The organism is Halorubrum trueperi (genome assembly GCF_042662525.1).
Lineage (GTDB): Archaea > Halobacteriota > Halobacteria > Halobacteriales > Haloferacaceae > Halorubrum > Halorubrum trueperi.
On the sequence record NZ_JBHSXI010000001.1, the window covers coordinates 189,204 to 203,278 of the forward strand.

The window sequence follows — 14,075 nt, forward strand, 5'->3', positions numbered from 1 at the left end:
CGGTCACTCGTCGCGTTCGGTTGCTGTGGGTTTTTGCCGCGACGGGGGCAACTATCTGGGGATGACACCCGAACTCGACGACATCGATCTCGGTACGGTCCCGCTCGGCCGAACCGGGCTCCGGACGAGCGAACTCCAGTTCGGCACGTGGCGGTTCGGCCGCGTGACCGAGGCGGGCAACGTGGAGATCGACGAGACGCGGGCCCACGAGCTGCTCGACGCCTACGAGGCGGCGGGAGGGCGGTACGTCGACACCGCCGACGTGTACGGCGGCGGCGACTGCGAACGCTGGATCGGCGACTGGCTCGCCGAGCGCGACCGCGAGCGCTACACGGTCGCCTCGAAGGTGTACTGGCAGATCCGCGACGGCGACCCGAACAGCCGCGGCACGAACCGCAAGAACGTTCGCCACCGTGTCGCCGCCCTCTTAGACCGCCTCGGCACCGACTACGTCGACGTCCTCTACATCCACCGGTGGGACGACGAGACGCCCGCCCGCGAGCTGATGAAGACCCTCAACGGACTCGTCGAGTCCGGCAAAGTCCACTACCTCGGCGCGTCGACGCTCCGCCCGAACGCCTGGAAGGTCGCCCGGGCCAACGAAATCGCCCGCAACGAAGGGTGGGAACCGTTCACGGTTCTCCAGCCGCGGTACAACCTCGTCGACCGCGAGATCGAGGGCGACTACCTAGAGTTCGCCCGCCAGCGGAACCTCGCGGTCTCCCCGTGGAGCCCGCTCGGGCAGGGCTTTTTGACCGGGAAGTACGACCGCGACGAGGACCTCCCCGAAGAGTCGAAGGCCGCCGAGTCGAGCCGGTTTCAGGAGGCGTACCTCACCGAGGAGAACTTCGACGTCCACGACGAACTCGACGCCGTCGCCGAGGAGGTCGACGCGTCGCCCGCGCAGACCGCGCTCGCGTGGCTCGCCCACCGTGACGGCGTCACCGCCCCCATCGTCGGCGCGCGAACCGTCGACCAGCTGACCGAGAACCTCGCCGCCGCCTCGATCGACCTCTCCGACGGGCAGGTCGACCGCCTCACCGCCGCGAAGCCCGGCCCCTACGACGGGCTCTGAACCCCGTCGCCCGCCCGTTCAGGCGTCTCTCTCGTCTTCCGTCACCTTCCCGTCCGCCAGGTCCGCCGCCGTCGACGCCGGATCCCGCTCGCTCGGGTCGCCGTACCCGCCGCCGCCCGGGGTTCGGACCGTCACCGTCGTCCCCGATTCCACGTCGACGGTCGTCTTCGCCGGGACGGGCTCGCCGTCGATCAGGTTCTCGCCGAGCGCGCCCGACTCGCCGCCGTCGACGCCCGCGGGCGCGTGACGCCGCCGCTCCGTCAACAGCGAGACGGTCGCGTCGGTCTCGACCCGCACCGTGCGCTCCAGTCCGAGGCCGCCGCGGTGGCGACCCGCCCCGCCGCTATCGGGACGGAACGCGTAGCGCTCCACGCGGAGCGGGTACGCCGCTTCGAGCGCCTCGACGGGCGTGTTGAGCGTGTTCGTCATCCCGACTTGCACGCCGTCCATCCCGTCGGCCCCCGGGCGCGCGCCGAACCCGCCGCCGATGGTCTCGTAGTAGGTGAACGACTCGGCGGCGTTGCCATCCGAGGTCTCGCCCCCGCCGCGCGCCCCGATCGTGAGGTTGTTCATCGTCCCCTGGCTCCCGGCGGGCACCCGCCCGGGGGCCGCCTCGCCGAGCGCCGCGAGCGCCACGTCGGTGACACGCTGACTCGTCTCGACGTTACCCCCGACGACCGCCGCGGGCGGATCGGGGTTCAGCACCGAGCCCTCGGGGACCGATATCGACACCGGCTCGTAACACCCGTGGTTCGGCGGTACCTCCGGGTCGGTCACGCAGCGGACCGCGAAGTATACCGCGCTCTTGGCCACCGCCAGCGGCGCGTTGCAGTTCCCCTCGACCTGATCGGCGCTGCCGTCGAAGTCGACCGCGAGCGATCCTCCGTCGACCGTGACCGCAGCGCAGATCGGGATATCCTCGTCGGTGACGCCGTCGCCCTCCAGGACGTCCGCGGCCTTGTAGGTCCCGTCGGGCAGGTCGGCGATCGCGGCGGTCATCCGGTCGCGGGAGTAGCCGATGACGGCGTCGAAGGCCGCTTCGAGTCGGTCGCGACCGCGTTCTTCGGCCAGTTCGCGGAGCCGCTCGTCCGCCCGCTCGTTGGCGGCGATCTGCGCCTCGAAGTCGGCGCGCCGCTCGGCGGCGTTCCGGACGTTCGCGAACAGCAGGTCGAACGCGTCGTCGTTGCGCTCGCCGTCGGCGACGAGCCGAATCGGCGGGATCCGGAGCCCTTCCTGGTAGATCTCGCGAGCGCCCGCCGGCATGCTACCGGGGACCATCCCGCCGACGTCGGCGTGGTGCGCCCGGGAGGCGGCAAAGCCGACCACGTCGCCGTCGAGCGACAGCGACGAGACGAGCGTCACGTCCGGGAGGTGGGTTCCGCCCGCGAACGGATCGTTGAGGACGAACACGTCGCCGGGCCCCGGGTCTTTCTTTCGGACCGCGTCGACCGCCTCCGGCATCGCCCCGAGGTGGACGGGGATGTGCTCCGCCTGCGCGATCATCCGCCCGTCGGCGTCGAAGAGCGCGGTCGAGCAGTCGCGGCGCTCCGTGATGTTCGGCGAGTACGCCCCGCGGATCAGGACGCTTCCCATCTCCTCGGCGACGCCCTCCAGCTGGTTGCGGAGCACTTCGAGCGTCACCGAGTCGATGGCGACGTCGCGGTCACTCGCAGTGTCGGCGTCGCGGTCACTCGCAGTGTCGGCGTCGCGGTCACTCGCAGTGTCGGCGTCGTGGTCGGTCATCGATCGTCACCCCCGGACTCGGCGTCTCCCCGCTCCAGCACCACCGTCCCGTCCCGCCGGACGCGACCGTCCCACGCCGGCGGCACGACTGTCGTGCTCTCGGTCCCCGCGAGGACCGCCGGACCGTCGAGTCCCGTACCCGGCCTCAGCGCGTCGCGGTCGTAGACAGTCGCCTCGACGGTCCCAGACTCCGGGAAGACGACGTCTCTGACCCCCTGCCTCGCGTCCGCCGAGCCCGTTCGAGAGACCGTCGGCGCGTCGACGTCGACGGCGGCGGTGACTCGGAGCGTGACCGCCTCGACCGCGGCGTCGAGCCGGTAGCCGTGGGCGCGTTCGTGGGCCGCGGCGAAGCGCTCGGCGAGGGCGTCGGGGTCGACTGCGGAACCGGTGTCTCCCGCGTCCCTCCCGGCGTCGACGGTCAGTTCGAAGCTCTGCCCCGCGTACCGGCAGTCCGCCGCGCGCTCGACGCGTGCCGCCGCGGGATCGGAGGCGTCCTCGAAGACCCTGTCGGTCAGTTCGGCGAAGGCGTCGCCGAGGTCGGCGGCGGTCGCGTCGGAAAGCGAGAGCCGGAGCGTGCGGGCCGCGTCGTGGGTCTCGTCGGCCGCGAGCAACCCGTACGCCGAAAGCACGCCGGCGGGCCCGGGAACGATCACGCGGTCCATGTCGAGCCGATCCGCGAGTGCGGCGGCGTGCATCGGCCCCGCGCCGCCGAAGGCGACGAGGTCGAACGCTCGGGGGTCGCGCCCGCGCTCGACGGTCACCGAGCGGATCGCCCGCGCCATCGTCGCGTTGGCGACGCGGAACACGCCGCGCGCGGCCGCCGTCGCGTCGTCGAGGTCGCCGGGGGCGTCGCTGTCGGCGTTCCCGCCTCCACCCCCTTCCCCTTCCGCTTCGATCCCCGCTTCGTCCGCGAGCCGGTCGAGCGCGTCGCGCGCGGCGTCGACGTCGAGCGAGAGGTCTCCGCCGAGCGCCGCGTCTTGACCGATGTACCCCAACAGGACGTCCGCGTCGGTGACCGTCGCCTCGCTGCCGCCCCGCCCGTAGCAGGCCGGTCCGGGGTCCGCACCGGCGGACTCGGGGCCGACGCGGAGCGCGCCGCCGGCGTCGGTCCACGCGATCGACCCGCCGCCCGCGCCGACCGTCTCCACGTCGACGGTCGGCGTGCGGAGCGGCACGTCGGCGATCGTCGTCTCCGCGGTTCGCTCGACGCGCCCGTCGCGGACGAGGCTCACGTCGCTGGACGTGCCGCCCATGTCGAAGGTGACGGCGGATCCGGTTGGCGGGCCGGATTCCGCCTCCGCACCGCCGAGCGTCGCGCCCTCGGCCACCGCGGCCGCGCCGACGACCCCCGCGGCCGGCCCGGAGAGCACCGTCGTCACCGCGCTCTCGCGAACCGTCTCCGCGTCGGCGACCCCGCCGTTCGAGCGCATCACGCGCGGCTCGGGAAGGCCGATGTCGGCCGCGTCCGCTATCACCCGCCTGAGGTACGCGTCGAGCTCGGGGGCCAGGTACGCGTCGGCCGCGGTCGTCGCCGTGCGCTCGAACTCGCGGAACTCGGGGAGCACGTCGTGGGAGGTCGAGACCGGGACGTCGAGCTCCTCGCGGAGGACCTCGGCCGCGGCGGCCTCGTTATCCGGGTGCGCGTACGCGTGCAGCAGCGAGACCGCGACGCTCTCGGCCCCCGATTCGGCGATCTCGTCCGCGAGCTCGCGGATCGCCTCCGGATCGACCACCCGCTCGATCCCCTCGGTCGTCGCGCGCTCGTCGACCTCGAAGCGCCGCCGTCGGGGGACGAGCGGGTCGGCCGTCTCCGCGTCGAGGTCGTAGAGGGACGGCCGCGTCTGGCGACCGATCTCCAAGACGTCGCGGAAGCCCGCCGTCGTCACGAGCGCGGTTCGCGCGCCGTCGCGCTCCAAGAGGGCGTTGACGGAGGCCGTGGTCGCGTGTGCGAACGCGTCGACGTCGGCGGGATCGATACCGGCCGCCGCGCAGGCCTCGCGGATCCCGTCGAGGACGCCGGCGTGTTGCGGGGTCGTCGTCGGCACCTTCGCGGTGGTCAGGTCGTCGCCGACGACCAGCGCCACGTCGGTGAACGTGCCGCCCACGTCGACGCCGAGCCGGGCGGGGTGGCTGTCGTCTCCGTCGTCTCCCGTCATAGTGGCTCGGTCTCCGCTACCGCTCCGCGCAGTACTCGACGAAGTTCCGGAGGATTCGGAGCCCCGTCTCCCCGCTCTTCTCGGGGTGGAACTGGGTGCCGAACACGTTTCCAGCCTCGTTCGCGACGACGGCGGGGAAGTCGATACCGTAGTCCGCGGTCGCGACGACCGCGTCCGGATCGTCGGGCTCCGCGTAGTAGGAGTGGACGAAGTAGGCGTACTCGCCCGCGACACCCTCCACCAGCGGGTGATCGCGCTCCACGGACAGCTCGTTCCAGCCCATGTGCGGAACCTTGCGGTCCACGTCGAACCGAACGTTGGTGCCGGGCACGAGATCGAGGCCGGTCACTTCGCCCTCCCCCTCGTGGTCGGCCTCCTCGCTCGACGTGAGCAGCATCTGCATGCCGAGACAGATCCCGAAGAGGGGACGGCCAGTCGCCGCGTGATCGGTCAGCGCCTCGCGCAGCGGTCCGGCGTTCTCCATCCCCTCGCGGAACGCACCGACGCCCGGAAGGACGACGCCGTCGGCGGCCGCGAACGCCTCGGGATCGTCCGTGATCTCTACCGACGCGCCGGCCCGTTCGAGCCCGCGGGTCGCGGAGCGGAGATTCCCGAGCCCGTAGTCGACGAGGACGACGTCCGCCAGCGTCTCCGCGGGCGGTTCGAAAGTGCTCATACCACCACTGGGAGGGGGACGGAAAAATCGGTTTCCCTTGTGGCAGTGGGCGGTCGGTGGCCGGCGGTCGGCAGTCGGCGGTCGGTGGTCGGTGGTTGGCGGTCGGCGGTCGGTGGTTGCAGTCGGCGGTTCGACCGCGACGGGAGCGGACGAGTGCCGGCGTTACTTCATCGCCGACTCGGCCATCCGCCGTGGGAACCCCGTGATCAGCTCCCAGAGGCTCATCTTCACCTCATCGGAGCGCAGCCGCGACCGGAGCCGCTGGCTGAACAGCTCGACGGAGATGATGAGGATGAAGATGGCGATCAGCGTCGCCATCATGTTGGTGAACCGCAGCAGGTTCTGCTGGGAGGTCACGATGTACCCGAGCCCGCCGGCCCCGAGGACACCGACGGTGACGCCGATCCGGACGTTGATCTCGAAGATGTACAGCGTCCACGCGATGAACGCCGTTCGGACCTGACTCAGCATGCCGAAAAAGACGATCTGCGGCTTGTTCGCCCCGGTCGTCCGCATGGCCTCGATCGGGCCGTCCTCGATCTCCTCGAGTTCGTCGACGAACAGCCGGCCGAGATTCCCGATCGTGTCGAAGGCGATCGCTATCGCGGCCGAGGCGGGGCCGAGTCCGAGGAACGGGATGAAGATGAGCGTCCAGACGATGGCGGGGATCGCACGGATGAACGACATCGTCCCGCGGAAGATGAAGTTGAACGGGAACGGCGTGACGCGCTCGGATCCGAGCGTTCCGAAGACGAGCGCGAACGGGAATCCGAGAATCGTTCCGACGAACCCCATCGCGAGAGTGATCCCGGCCTCGCCGAACACCTGGAAGATGCCGAGCTCCTGGAAGAAAAAGGCGTAGGCGTCCGCGGGGTTCGGCGGCCACTGGAACAGCATGCCCCCGATATCGGGGTCATACAGCAGGTTCTCCTGAATCATGAACTCGACGTACTGCCCGAAATCGAGGAATGGGATCACGCCGAGGTAGTTCGTGATCGGGAAGAACTCGCTCAGGGACTCGACGAACGTTCCGAGCCTGGCGTCCGGGTTCAACAGCTCGGTCGCGGCGAACGCCTGTACCGTGGCGAACGCGAGGAACGACACCAATCCGACCCAGCCGATCGCCCGGCGTCGTCGCGTCCGCTTGATGTTCTCGAACTGTGCTGCGATGCGGTCCGGGACGGCGACCCCGCCGTCGCTGACGTCGGGACCGGCCCTCTCGTCGGTGCTCGGTGTGTCTGTTGTCACGCGTAGATCAGCTCTGTTCTCGTCACGTCGTCGCGACCCCGTCGGTCGCGGCGTCGGCGTCCTCGTCCGTCTCGCTGGCCGTGTCTCCGTCCTCGCGAACGAACATCCCCTCCGTCTCGATGTCGCCGTAGAGGTCGTCGATAACGCTTATGGTCAGCTCGTCGCGGTAGCCGTCGAACACCTTTTTACCGTCTCTGAGGCCGATGAACCGGTGTCCGAACTTCCGCGCGATGTTCACCTGGTGCAGGCTACAGAACGTCGTCAGATCCCGTTCCTCGGACGCGGCGCGGAGGTACCCCATCACGCTCTGTGCGCTGCCGGGATCGAGGCTCGCGACCGGCTCGTCGGCGAGGAGCACCTCCGGCTGCTGGACGAGCGCGCGGGCGATCCCGACGCGCTGCTGTTGGCCGCCGCTCATGCTCCGCGCCTTCTGTTCGGCCTCCCCCAACAGCCCGACCGTGTCGAGCGCGTCCAGCGCGCGGTGTTTCTCCTCCACGTCCTGTAGCTGGAGCACGCTGGAGAAGAACCCGGATCGGTGGACGCCGCCGGAGAGCGCGTTCGAATACGCCGACATGTCGCCGATGATGTTGTGCTGCTGGAAGATCATCGCGACCTCGGGACGGGGCTCGTTCATCGGCTCCCCGTCGATCGTGATCTCTCCGTCGGTCGGAGGAAGGAGTCCGCTCAGGGTTCGCAGCAGCGTCGACTTCCCGGAGCCGGACACGCCGAGCACGATGACGAACTCCCCCGCGGGGACCTCGAAGGACACGTCGTCGAGTGCGACCGTGTCGCCGAACCGTTTCGTAAGACCGTCTACTTCGATGTAGCTCATGTGTCCAAAAAGTGAATCCGGGCTGTCTAGAGGTCGCTCCACTCCAGTCCGAGCTCCTGTCCGAGTTCGGCGACAGGGTCGAAGTCCCCGACGGAGGCTTCGACGACGCCGCTGAACCAGAGCGCGTGCGCCTCCACCAGCTCGAGGTCGTCCACCTGATCGTCGCTCAGCTCGGACTCGTCCATCTCGAGGATCTCGGGGTCGATGTTGAGCGCCTCGGCGATGTCGGCCTGCGAGTCGTGTTCGAACGCCTCCGGCGGCGCGTCGATCATCAGCTGGCGGATATCGTCTTTGAGCGGCTCCTCCCACGCGGCGTTGCTCACGATCGGCGCGCGCGGGATCGGGTCGGAGACGGCGAGGAGCTGGAGCTCGGGGTCGCTCTCGCCAGCGCCGTCGTACTCGGCGGAGATGTCGACGAACTCCTGTGACATCTCGTCGAACTGTTCCTGGGGAACGTGCGCCGCGGTCGAGAACGCGCCAGTCCCCGCGGCCGCGATCCGGTCGTCCGCAATGAGTTGTTCGCGGGCGGTCGAGTGATCGGACGTCCGGAGCTCGAAGTCCTCCGGCGAGCCGCCGGGCGCGCTGCCGATATCGAGGCCGGCGTTCCGGAGCATCAGGAGGGGGAACAGCGTCCCGGATACCGACGTCGGCGCGGCGGATGCGACGACCTCGCCTTCGAGATCCGAGAGCGATTCGATGTCGCTGTCCGCCCGCGTCGTGATGAGCGAGAAGTACTGCTCGGCTCCGTAGGCCACGCGCATTCCCGTCACGTCGATCTCTTCGGGAATCTGGGCGACCGCGCCGGGGGACGTGTCGGCGAAGAGCCGGTCGCCCTCCGCCGCGCGGCGTAGCTCCTGTGCCGTCCCGGAGTAGCTCGCGGTCGGCTGCTCGATGATCTCGATGTCGGCCTCGGATTCGAGATACTCGAACAGCGGCTGGTACTGCACCTGAATGTCGATTTCCTCCTCCGCGGGGTTCATCACCCAGGTCACTTCCGTCGCGGAGCTGTCGGCTTCGCCCGAAGTCTCGCCGTCGGAGCCGTCGGAGCCGTCAGAACCGTCGGAGCCGTCGGAACTGTCGCCGCCGTCGCCACCCGAACACCCTGCGAGCCCGACCACACCCGCCGCGCCCGCTGTCTTTACGAAGTTTCGCCGATTCGCCGACCACCTGTTGTCGGACATACGATTGTCACTTCACCTCACACGGTAAATTATTTTCTATGTTTCACACCCAACGCTATTGTGATGGACGTTCGCACGGGTTTCTGCGGCGATTCGGTCGTTTCTCGTTCCGGTCACTTCGCCATTTCGCCGGTTCAGAACTCGCCGAGCCGCGACTGTCCCCCGGACCCGTTGGAACCATCGGAACCGCCGCCCGGCGAGACCCCGCTCAGCTCGCCAGCTCTCGCGATCGTCTCGAAGAACCCGTCTCGCTGGCTGCGATCGTACAGCGTCGCGGCGGGGTGGACCGAGAGCAACACGCGGCGCGACGCGCCCGCTATCCGCGCGTCGACGACCTCGCCGGACTCCGAGGTGATCGCCACCGCTTTATCGAGCAGGTGCTCGCTCGGCACCTTCCCGAGGGTCACGATCAGTTCGGGATCGAGTCGGTCGATCTCGGCGTCGAGGTGGCCGCGACAGTTCGCGAGCTCCTCGGTCGTCGGATCGCGGTTCTCCGGGGGTCGACACCGGACACAGTTCGTGATCCGCACGTCGGCCCGCGCGAGCCCCGCGTCCCGCAGCGCGTCGTCGAGCACGTCGCCGGAGCGCCCGACGAACGGTTCGCCCCGCTCGTCCTCGTTGGCTCCCGGTCCCTCGCCGACGAACAGCAGGTCGGCGTCGGTCGGGCCGACGCCGTCGACGATGCGGCTCCGCGACTCGACGAGCGCCGGACAGCGCTCGCAGGACGGCACTCGGAGGTCGGCGTCGAGACCGCCAGCGTCCTCGTTCATGGAGACGGATCCGGGCGCGATCCGTATAAGTGCGTCCGGTCGCCGTCGGCTCGTCCCGACAGTTATCCCTCTTCGACAGTTATCCCTCTTCGACCGCGATCCGGTGGGCGCTCGCCGCGATGCCGGCGATCCGGAGCGGCTCCGGGCGGCGGAACCCCTTCCGAGCGAGGCCGCGGACCGCCGCGGCCGCGCGCTCGGCGTCGATCCCGGCCGCACGGACGAACAGGGGATGGGCGGATGGGCCGGCGGAGGGATCGGCCGTACCGTCGCCGTCGCTGTCACCGTCGCCGTCGCTGTCACCGTCGTCGTCCACGCGAACGCGCGGCGGGAGCGATCGATACGCGTCGAGGCGGGCCTCGAGCGCGTCACCGTCGAACGCATCGCGAAGCGCGGGTTCGAGCCCGGGACTCTCCGCGTAGCTCACCGAGTACACGGGACGGTCGAGCGCGTCGCGGAGCCGACGGATATCGAGGAGGTTGAACCACGCCGGGGCGATCCCGTCGCAGGCGACGTGCCTGACGTCTTCGCGGCCGAGCGCGTCGACGAGGTCGATCGCGGCGTCGGTCGCGTCGGTGCCGCCGACGGTACAGCGTTCGAAGCCGAGCCCGTCGAGGGTGCCGTCCGATCTGACGACGGCACCGGCTACGCGACTGGTTCGGTCGCCGTCGGAGAACGCGATACCGAGCGTCCGGCTCGGCGGAGTCACCCGATCAGGTCTCCTCGGATTTGATCTCCTGGAGGCGGTCGAGCAGCTCGTCGTTCGACGCGCCGGGCTCGTAGTCCACCGAGCCCTCGTGTACCTCTTCTGCCGCTCGGACTCCGTCGTCGTCGTCGAAATCCGCGTCCAGGTCCTGGTTCTCCTGTTCGGATTCGTCGTAGCTCCCGAAGCCCATATGTGTGTGTCACTAGCAGACCGCGACTGATAAATCCCCTGCCGAATTCGAGGATCGACCCCGCGCCGCGGACGCCGCGGGCTGCACGTTTTTACTCACCGGGGCCTTCCCGTGCGTATGGAGCCGATCACTGTCACCGACGGCGCGGCGGAGTTCACCTGCAACGCGTACCTCGTGCCCGGCGAGGTAACCACGCTCGTCGACGCCGGGACGATGCCGGGCGTCGACGACGTCATCGCCGACGCGCTCGACGGGGCCGGCGTCGGCGGGCTCGACCGCGTCGTGTTGACCCATCAGCACCACGACCACGTCGGCGAGCTCGACGCGGTGCTCGACCGCTTCGACGCGGCGCTCTACGCGAACGCACCCCACCCGCGACGGGACGCGGCGATCGACGACGGCGACGAGATCCTCGTGGGTGACGAGGACTGCGAGGTCGTGTTCACGCCCGGTCACGCCGACGACCACGTCTCGCTCGTCGGCGACGAGCGGTTGTACTCCGGCGACGTGTTCGTCTACAACGACGGTGCCTTCGACGACGGCTCCTTCGGCCGCACGGACATGGCCGGCCAGTCGCGGGAGCGACTGATCGAAAGCCTCCACACGCTGCTCGACCGCCTGCCCGACACCGTCGAGGAACTCTACCCCGGCCACGGGGACGTCTACCGCGCTGGCGACGGCCCGGATACGGTCCGCGAGGTCCTCGAACGCGCGACCGAGCGCGCCGAGCGCCGCGAGCCGAAGTACCCCGACGAATAATCGAGCGCGCGGCCGAACAATCCGCCGAACTCGACGACGGGGTAGGTAAACGAATGCGATCACCAGCGACGACCGCGTATCACTGAACAATGCGCTGCGGTGGCGCGGACCGGTGAGCGCCCGCAAGGGTGCGAACCCGAGCGCCTCTGTCACCCGGCGGCAGAGCCGCCGACGACCGGGGCTTTGTGAGTGGTCACCCCGCCAGCAACGACTTATAAGCTATTTATAAACAACCGCACCACTGCATCGGATTTTATCCTTTCCCATCGACACCCGTACCGGTCGCTCGGCCGAAGTGTTCTCCACTGGAAACGAAGGGGGTCGGCGACCGATCTAGGCGGCTCGGCGTTCCTTCGCCTTCGGGCGGAGATTCTTGTATCCGCACTTGCGGCAGCGCTTCGCGTCCGGGGAGTTGCGGGCGTTACAGCGCATGCAGATGTTTCGGTCGAGGTTGCGGCGTTCCGCGGCGTCGAAACTGGCCATATGGGTACTGTCGGGCCGATGCTGTAAAAGCTTGCGAGACGCGGCGGCCCCGTCGGCGGGGAATTCGGGTCGCCAGAGCGCGCCGCTCGCGGATCGAGACGCTAGGCTCCGGCTTCGGACAGCGCGGCCTCGATGTCCTCGCGCTGTGTGACGCCGACGAACCGGTCGACGACGCCGTCGTCGTTCTCGATGATGAGCGTCGGCAGCGAGCGCACTTGGTACTGGTTGGCGACGTCCTGCTCCTCGTCGACGTTCACCTTCTGCAACTCGAAGGCGTCGCCGAGATCCTCCTGGATCTCCTCCAGGATCGGGTCCTGCGTCTTACACGGGCCGCACCAGTCAGCGTGAAAATCCAGCAGTCGAACAGTCATTATCCGGCGCATTCTACCGTCGGCCCGCGCATAAGGGTTTCCCACTCGTGCACTCGTGCGCGCCATACCGCCTCCGATCCGTGCATTCCCGCACGCCATACCTCCGAGCGACCGGATCTGCGATCGGAACAACCGACCCCACGCGCGGAACAATCGACCCTGCGAGCGGAACGTCCGGACACGCGAACGAAACGTTTAGAACGTCGCGAGACTCACCGTCGGGTATGAGCAGTGGTTCCAACTCCGGCGGGCTGATGTCCAGTGCGGGACTCGTCCGCTACTTCGACACCCAAGACCGGAACGCGATCTCGATGGACCCGAAGACCGTCCTCGCGTTCTGCGTCCTCTTCGGCGTGTTCGTACAGATTCTCTCGCTGACCGTCGCCTAGGCCGATCGGTCTGGGGTTTCACCGTTTCCGCCGCGTTCGTCTGCGTCCCGATTTTTAAGCTCCGTAGCGGGCCCTTTTTGCCCGTCCCCGACGGACCGGTACCCATGCAAGCAGGCGTCATCGCCGTGCAGGGCGACGTGGCCGAGCACGCCGCGGCCGTCCGGAACGCCGCGGCCGCCCACGACGAGCCCGCGGAGGTCGTCGAAGTCCGGGACTCCGGTATCGTGTCCGACTGCGACGTCCTCCTCCTGCCCGGCGGGGAGTCGACGACCATCTCTCGGCTGATCCGCCGCGAGGGAATCGACGAGGAGATCCGCGACCACGTCGCGAGCGGGAAGCCCGTACTCGCGACCTGCGCCGGGCTCATCGTCTGCTCGCGGGACGCGAAAGACGACCGCGTCGACGCGCTCGAGCTCGTTGACGTCTCCGTCGACCGTAACGCGTTCGGCCGCCAGAAGGACTCCTTCGAGGCGAAGCTCTCCGTGGCTGGGCTCGACGACCCGTTCCACGCGGTGTTCATCCGTGCGCCGCTCATCGACGAGGTCGACGGGGGCGTCGAGACGCTCGCGACGGTCGACGGCCGGCCGGTCGCGGTGCGGGACGGCCCCGTGGTCGCCACCGCGTTCCACCCGGAACTGACCGCCGACTCGCGGATCCACGACCTCGCCTTCTTCCCCGAGAACGAGGTGGTCGCGTGAGCGACCCGAACGCGGGAACCGATGAGGGAGCTACGGATCCCGAAGACGCGGACGTCCCGCCCGAGGCCGTCCTCGAAGCGCTGTTCGCCACCATCGAGTCGCGGAAGGCGGAGCTCCCCGAGGGCTCCTACACGGTCTCGCTGTTCACCCACGAGAAGGGCGAAAACGCCGTCTTGGAGAAGATTGGCGAGGAGTCGACGGAGACGATCCTCGCGGCGAAAGACGACAATCTCGACGAGCTCACCTACGAGAGCGCCGACCTCGTCTACCACCTGCTGGTGTTGCTCGCGATGAAAGACCTCGACCTCGACGACCTGCGCGAAGAACTGCGAGACCGCTTTTAAGTACCTACCGCTCCCGTTCGAGCTCTCGGTCGATGTCGTCGAGTTCCTCTGTCTCCAGCTCGCTCGCGATCCGGCGCTCGAACTCCTCCTCGGTGATCTGCCCCTCGACGTACTGCCGGCGGAGCCGATCCTGCCGACTCTCCAACCCGCCGTTTCCGGGTGACGCCGACGAGGACGACCGCGAGCCTCCGATCGAGTCTATCGTCGCGCCGCCGTCGTCGCCGCTGAGGAGCCACGTTCCGGCTTTGTACGCGAGGTAAAGCGCAGCCGCGACGACAGCGATGTTCACTAGCCAGCCGACGGCCCAGAGTGTGACCCCGACGGCGATCGAAAGCAGCGTCCCGATTACGCTTACGGCGAGCAAGACTGCAATCGCGATCGCGGCGTAGTAGAGGGCCTTCTTCCCGTCCATGTGGGAGACTCGCGCGTCCGGGCGCAAATACCTTCTCCCAGTGGA

Annotated in this window: 17 protein-coding genes; 5 read left to right on the forward strand and 12 right to left on the reverse strand. The window is 68.9% G+C overall.

Translation table 11 applies throughout. The annotated features are described in order from the left end of the window. The first annotated feature begins 61 nt into the window (after positions 1-61). Positions 62-1,075 (forward strand): aldo/keto reductase, encoded by a 1,014-nt coding sequence (locus ACFQEY_RS00945; RefSeq protein ID WP_379763873.1) that lies wholly within the window; start codon positions 62-64, stop codon positions 1,073-1,075. A gap of 18 nt (positions 1,076-1,093) precedes the next feature. Here ACFQEY_RS00945 and ACFQEY_RS00950 read toward each other — a convergent pair whose 3' ends face one another. The 9 genes from ACFQEY_RS00950 to ACFQEY_RS00990 all read right to left on the reverse strand — a co-directional run bounded on the left by ACFQEY_RS00950 (position 1,094) and on the right by ACFQEY_RS00990 (position 10,574). Then, the gene (locus tag ACFQEY_RS00950; protein ID WP_379763875.1) at positions 1,094-2,818 is read right to left on the reverse strand and encodes a hydantoinase B/oxoprolinase family protein; all 1,725 of its coding nucleotides are present in this window, start codon (positions 2,816-2,818) and stop codon (positions 1,094-1,096) included. Next, positions 2,815-4,974: a hydantoinase/oxoprolinase family protein gene (locus ACFQEY_RS00955; RefSeq protein ID WP_379763877.1), complete on the reverse strand. Its 2,160-nt coding sequence runs from the start codon at positions 4,972-4,974 to the stop codon at positions 2,815-2,817. Before ACFQEY_RS00955 ends, ACFQEY_RS00950 begins: the two co-directional genes overlap by 4 nt. 16 nt (positions 4,975-4,990) lie before the next feature. Next, entirely contained in the window at positions 4,991-5,650 is a 660-nt protein-coding gene (gene hisH, locus ACFQEY_RS00960) for an imidazole glycerol phosphate synthase subunit HisH (RefSeq protein WP_379763879.1), read from the reverse strand. Between the two features lie 162 nt (positions 5,651-5,812). Continuing rightward, on the reverse strand, positions 5,813-6,898 hold the full coding sequence (locus ACFQEY_RS00965) for a PhnE/PtxC family ABC transporter permease (protein WP_379763881.1): 1,086 nt from the start codon (positions 6,896-6,898) through the stop codon (positions 5,813-5,815). A gap of 22 nt (positions 6,899-6,920) precedes the next feature. Then, positions 6,921-7,730: a phosphonate ABC transporter ATP-binding protein gene (locus ACFQEY_RS00970; RefSeq protein ID WP_379763883.1), complete on the reverse strand. Its 810-nt coding sequence runs from the start codon at positions 7,728-7,730 to the stop codon at positions 6,921-6,923. A gap of 26 nt (positions 7,731-7,756) precedes the next feature. Continuing rightward, positions 7,757-8,911 carry a phosphate/phosphite/phosphonate ABC transporter substrate-binding protein gene (locus tag ACFQEY_RS00975; protein ID WP_379763885.1) on the reverse strand — a complete coding sequence of 385 codons (1,155 nt, stop codon included), beginning with the start codon at positions 8,909-8,911 and terminating at the stop codon, positions 7,757-7,759. 134 nt (positions 8,912-9,045) lie between these two features. Further along, positions 9,046-9,681, reverse strand: coding sequence for a uracil-DNA glycosylase (locus tag ACFQEY_RS00980; protein WP_379763888.1), 636 nt, complete (start codon positions 9,679-9,681; stop codon positions 9,046-9,048). A 79-nt stretch (positions 9,682-9,760) separates the two neighbouring features. Continuing rightward, entirely contained in the window at positions 9,761-10,387 is a 627-nt protein-coding gene (locus ACFQEY_RS00985; RefSeq protein WP_379763890.1) for an endonuclease dU, read from the reverse strand. Positions 10,388-10,391: 4 nt separating this feature from the next. Next, on the reverse strand, positions 10,392-10,574 hold the full coding sequence (locus ACFQEY_RS00990) for a DUF5786 family protein (protein ID WP_004049114.1): 183 nt from the start codon (positions 10,572-10,574) through the stop codon (positions 10,392-10,394). A 117-nt stretch (positions 10,575-10,691) separates the two neighbouring features. On the opposite strand from ACFQEY_RS00990, the gene ACFQEY_RS00995 reads away from it, so the two are divergent. After that, positions 10,692-11,333 carry an MBL fold metallo-hydrolase gene (locus tag ACFQEY_RS00995; protein WP_379763892.1) on the forward strand — a complete coding sequence of 214 codons (642 nt, stop codon included), beginning with the start codon at positions 10,692-10,694 and terminating at the stop codon, positions 11,331-11,333. A gap of 333 nt (positions 11,334-11,666) precedes the next feature. Here the strand turns inward: ACFQEY_RS00995 and ACFQEY_RS01000 are convergent, their stop codons facing one another. Both ACFQEY_RS01000 and ACFQEY_RS01005 read right to left on the reverse strand, forming a co-directional pair. After that, positions 11,667-11,816 carry a 50S ribosomal protein L40e gene (locus tag ACFQEY_RS01000; RefSeq protein WP_379763895.1) on the reverse strand — a complete coding sequence of 50 codons (150 nt, stop codon included), beginning with the start codon at positions 11,814-11,816 and terminating at the stop codon, positions 11,667-11,669. Between the two features lie 101 nt (positions 11,817-11,917). Beyond that, positions 11,918-12,187 (reverse strand): thioredoxin family protein, encoded by a 270-nt coding sequence (locus tag ACFQEY_RS01005; protein WP_008002506.1) that lies wholly within the window; start codon positions 12,185-12,187, stop codon positions 11,918-11,920. 224 nt (positions 12,188-12,411) lie between these two features. Between ACFQEY_RS01005 and ACFQEY_RS01010 the strand changes: the two genes are divergently transcribed. The 3 genes from ACFQEY_RS01010 (at position 12,412) to hisE (ending at position 13,618) form a co-directional block, all read left to right on the forward strand. After that, positions 12,412-12,576: a preprotein translocase subunit Sec61beta gene (locus ACFQEY_RS01010; RefSeq protein WP_379763897.1), complete on the forward strand. Its 165-nt coding sequence runs from the start codon at positions 12,412-12,414 to the stop codon at positions 12,574-12,576. A gap of 104 nt (positions 12,577-12,680) precedes the next feature. Then, positions 12,681-13,274 (forward strand): pyridoxal 5'-phosphate synthase glutaminase subunit PdxT, encoded by a 594-nt coding sequence (gene pdxT / locus ACFQEY_RS01015; RefSeq protein WP_379763899.1) that lies wholly within the window; start codon positions 12,681-12,683, stop codon positions 13,272-13,274. Beyond that, positions 13,271-13,618, forward strand: a complete 348-nt coding sequence (hisE, locus tag ACFQEY_RS01020) for a phosphoribosyl-ATP diphosphatase (protein WP_379763901.1) — start codon at positions 13,271-13,273, stop codon at positions 13,616-13,618. The genes pdxT and hisE overlap by 4 nt, the downstream gene beginning before the upstream one ends. Before the next feature lie 4 nt (positions 13,619-13,622). On the opposite strand, the gene ACFQEY_RS01025 is transcribed toward hisE, so the two are convergent. After that, entirely contained in the window at positions 13,623-14,030 is a 408-nt protein-coding gene (locus ACFQEY_RS01025) for a hypothetical protein (RefSeq protein WP_379763903.1), read from the reverse strand. Positions 14,031-14,075: the final 45 nt, after the last annotated feature.

What these genes read in the sequence shown, in the direction of transcription:
- ACFQEY_RS00990 (WP_004049114.1), bottom strand. Translation starts at nt 10,574, where the DNA reads ATGGGCTTCGGGAGCTACGACGAATCCGAACAGGAGAACCAGGACCTG.
- ACFQEY_RS00945 (WP_379763873.1), top strand. Translation starts at nt 62, where the DNA reads ATGACACCCGAACTCGACGACATCGATCTCGGTACGGTCCCGCTCGGC.
- ACFQEY_RS00980 (WP_379763888.1), bottom strand. Translation starts at nt 9,681, where the DNA reads ATGAACGAGGACGCTGGCGGTCTCGACGCCGACCTCCGAGTGCCGTCC.
- ACFQEY_RS00970 (WP_379763883.1), bottom strand. Translation starts at nt 7,730, where the DNA reads ATGAGCTACATCGAAGTAGACGGTCTTACGAAACGGTTCGGCGACACG.
- hisH (WP_379763879.1), bottom strand. Translation starts at nt 5,650, where the DNA reads ATGAGCACTTTCGAACCGCCCGCGGAGACGCTGGCGGACGTCGTCCTC.
- ACFQEY_RS01010 (WP_379763897.1), top strand. Translation starts at nt 12,412, where the DNA reads ATGAGCAGTGGTTCCAACTCCGGCGGGCTGATGTCCAGTGCGGGACTC.
- ACFQEY_RS00955 (WP_379763877.1), bottom strand. Translation starts at nt 4,974, where the DNA reads ATGACGGGAGACGACGGAGACGACAGCCACCCCGCCCGGCTCGGCGTC.
- ACFQEY_RS00950 (WP_379763875.1), bottom strand. Translation starts at nt 2,818, where the DNA reads ATGACCGACCACGACGCCGACACTGCGAGTGACCGCGACGCCGACACT.
- pdxT (WP_379763899.1), top strand. Translation starts at nt 12,681, where the DNA reads ATGCAAGCAGGCGTCATCGCCGTGCAGGGCGACGTGGCCGAGCACGCC.
- ACFQEY_RS01000 (WP_379763895.1), bottom strand. Translation starts at nt 11,816, where the DNA reads ATGGCCAGTTTCGACGCCGCGGAACGCCGCAACCTCGACCGAAACATC.
- ACFQEY_RS01005 (WP_008002506.1), bottom strand. Translation starts at nt 12,187, where the DNA reads ATGACTGTTCGACTGCTGGATTTTCACGCTGACTGGTGCGGCCCGTGT.
- ACFQEY_RS00975 (WP_379763885.1), bottom strand. Translation starts at nt 8,911, where the DNA reads ATGTCCGACAACAGGTGGTCGGCGAATCGGCGAAACTTCGTAAAGACA.
- ACFQEY_RS01025 (WP_379763903.1), bottom strand. Translation starts at nt 14,030, where the DNA reads ATGGACGGGAAGAAGGCCCTCTACTACGCCGCGATCGCGATTGCAGTC.
- ACFQEY_RS00995 (WP_379763892.1), top strand. Translation starts at nt 10,692, where the DNA reads ATGGAGCCGATCACTGTCACCGACGGCGCGGCGGAGTTCACCTGCAAC.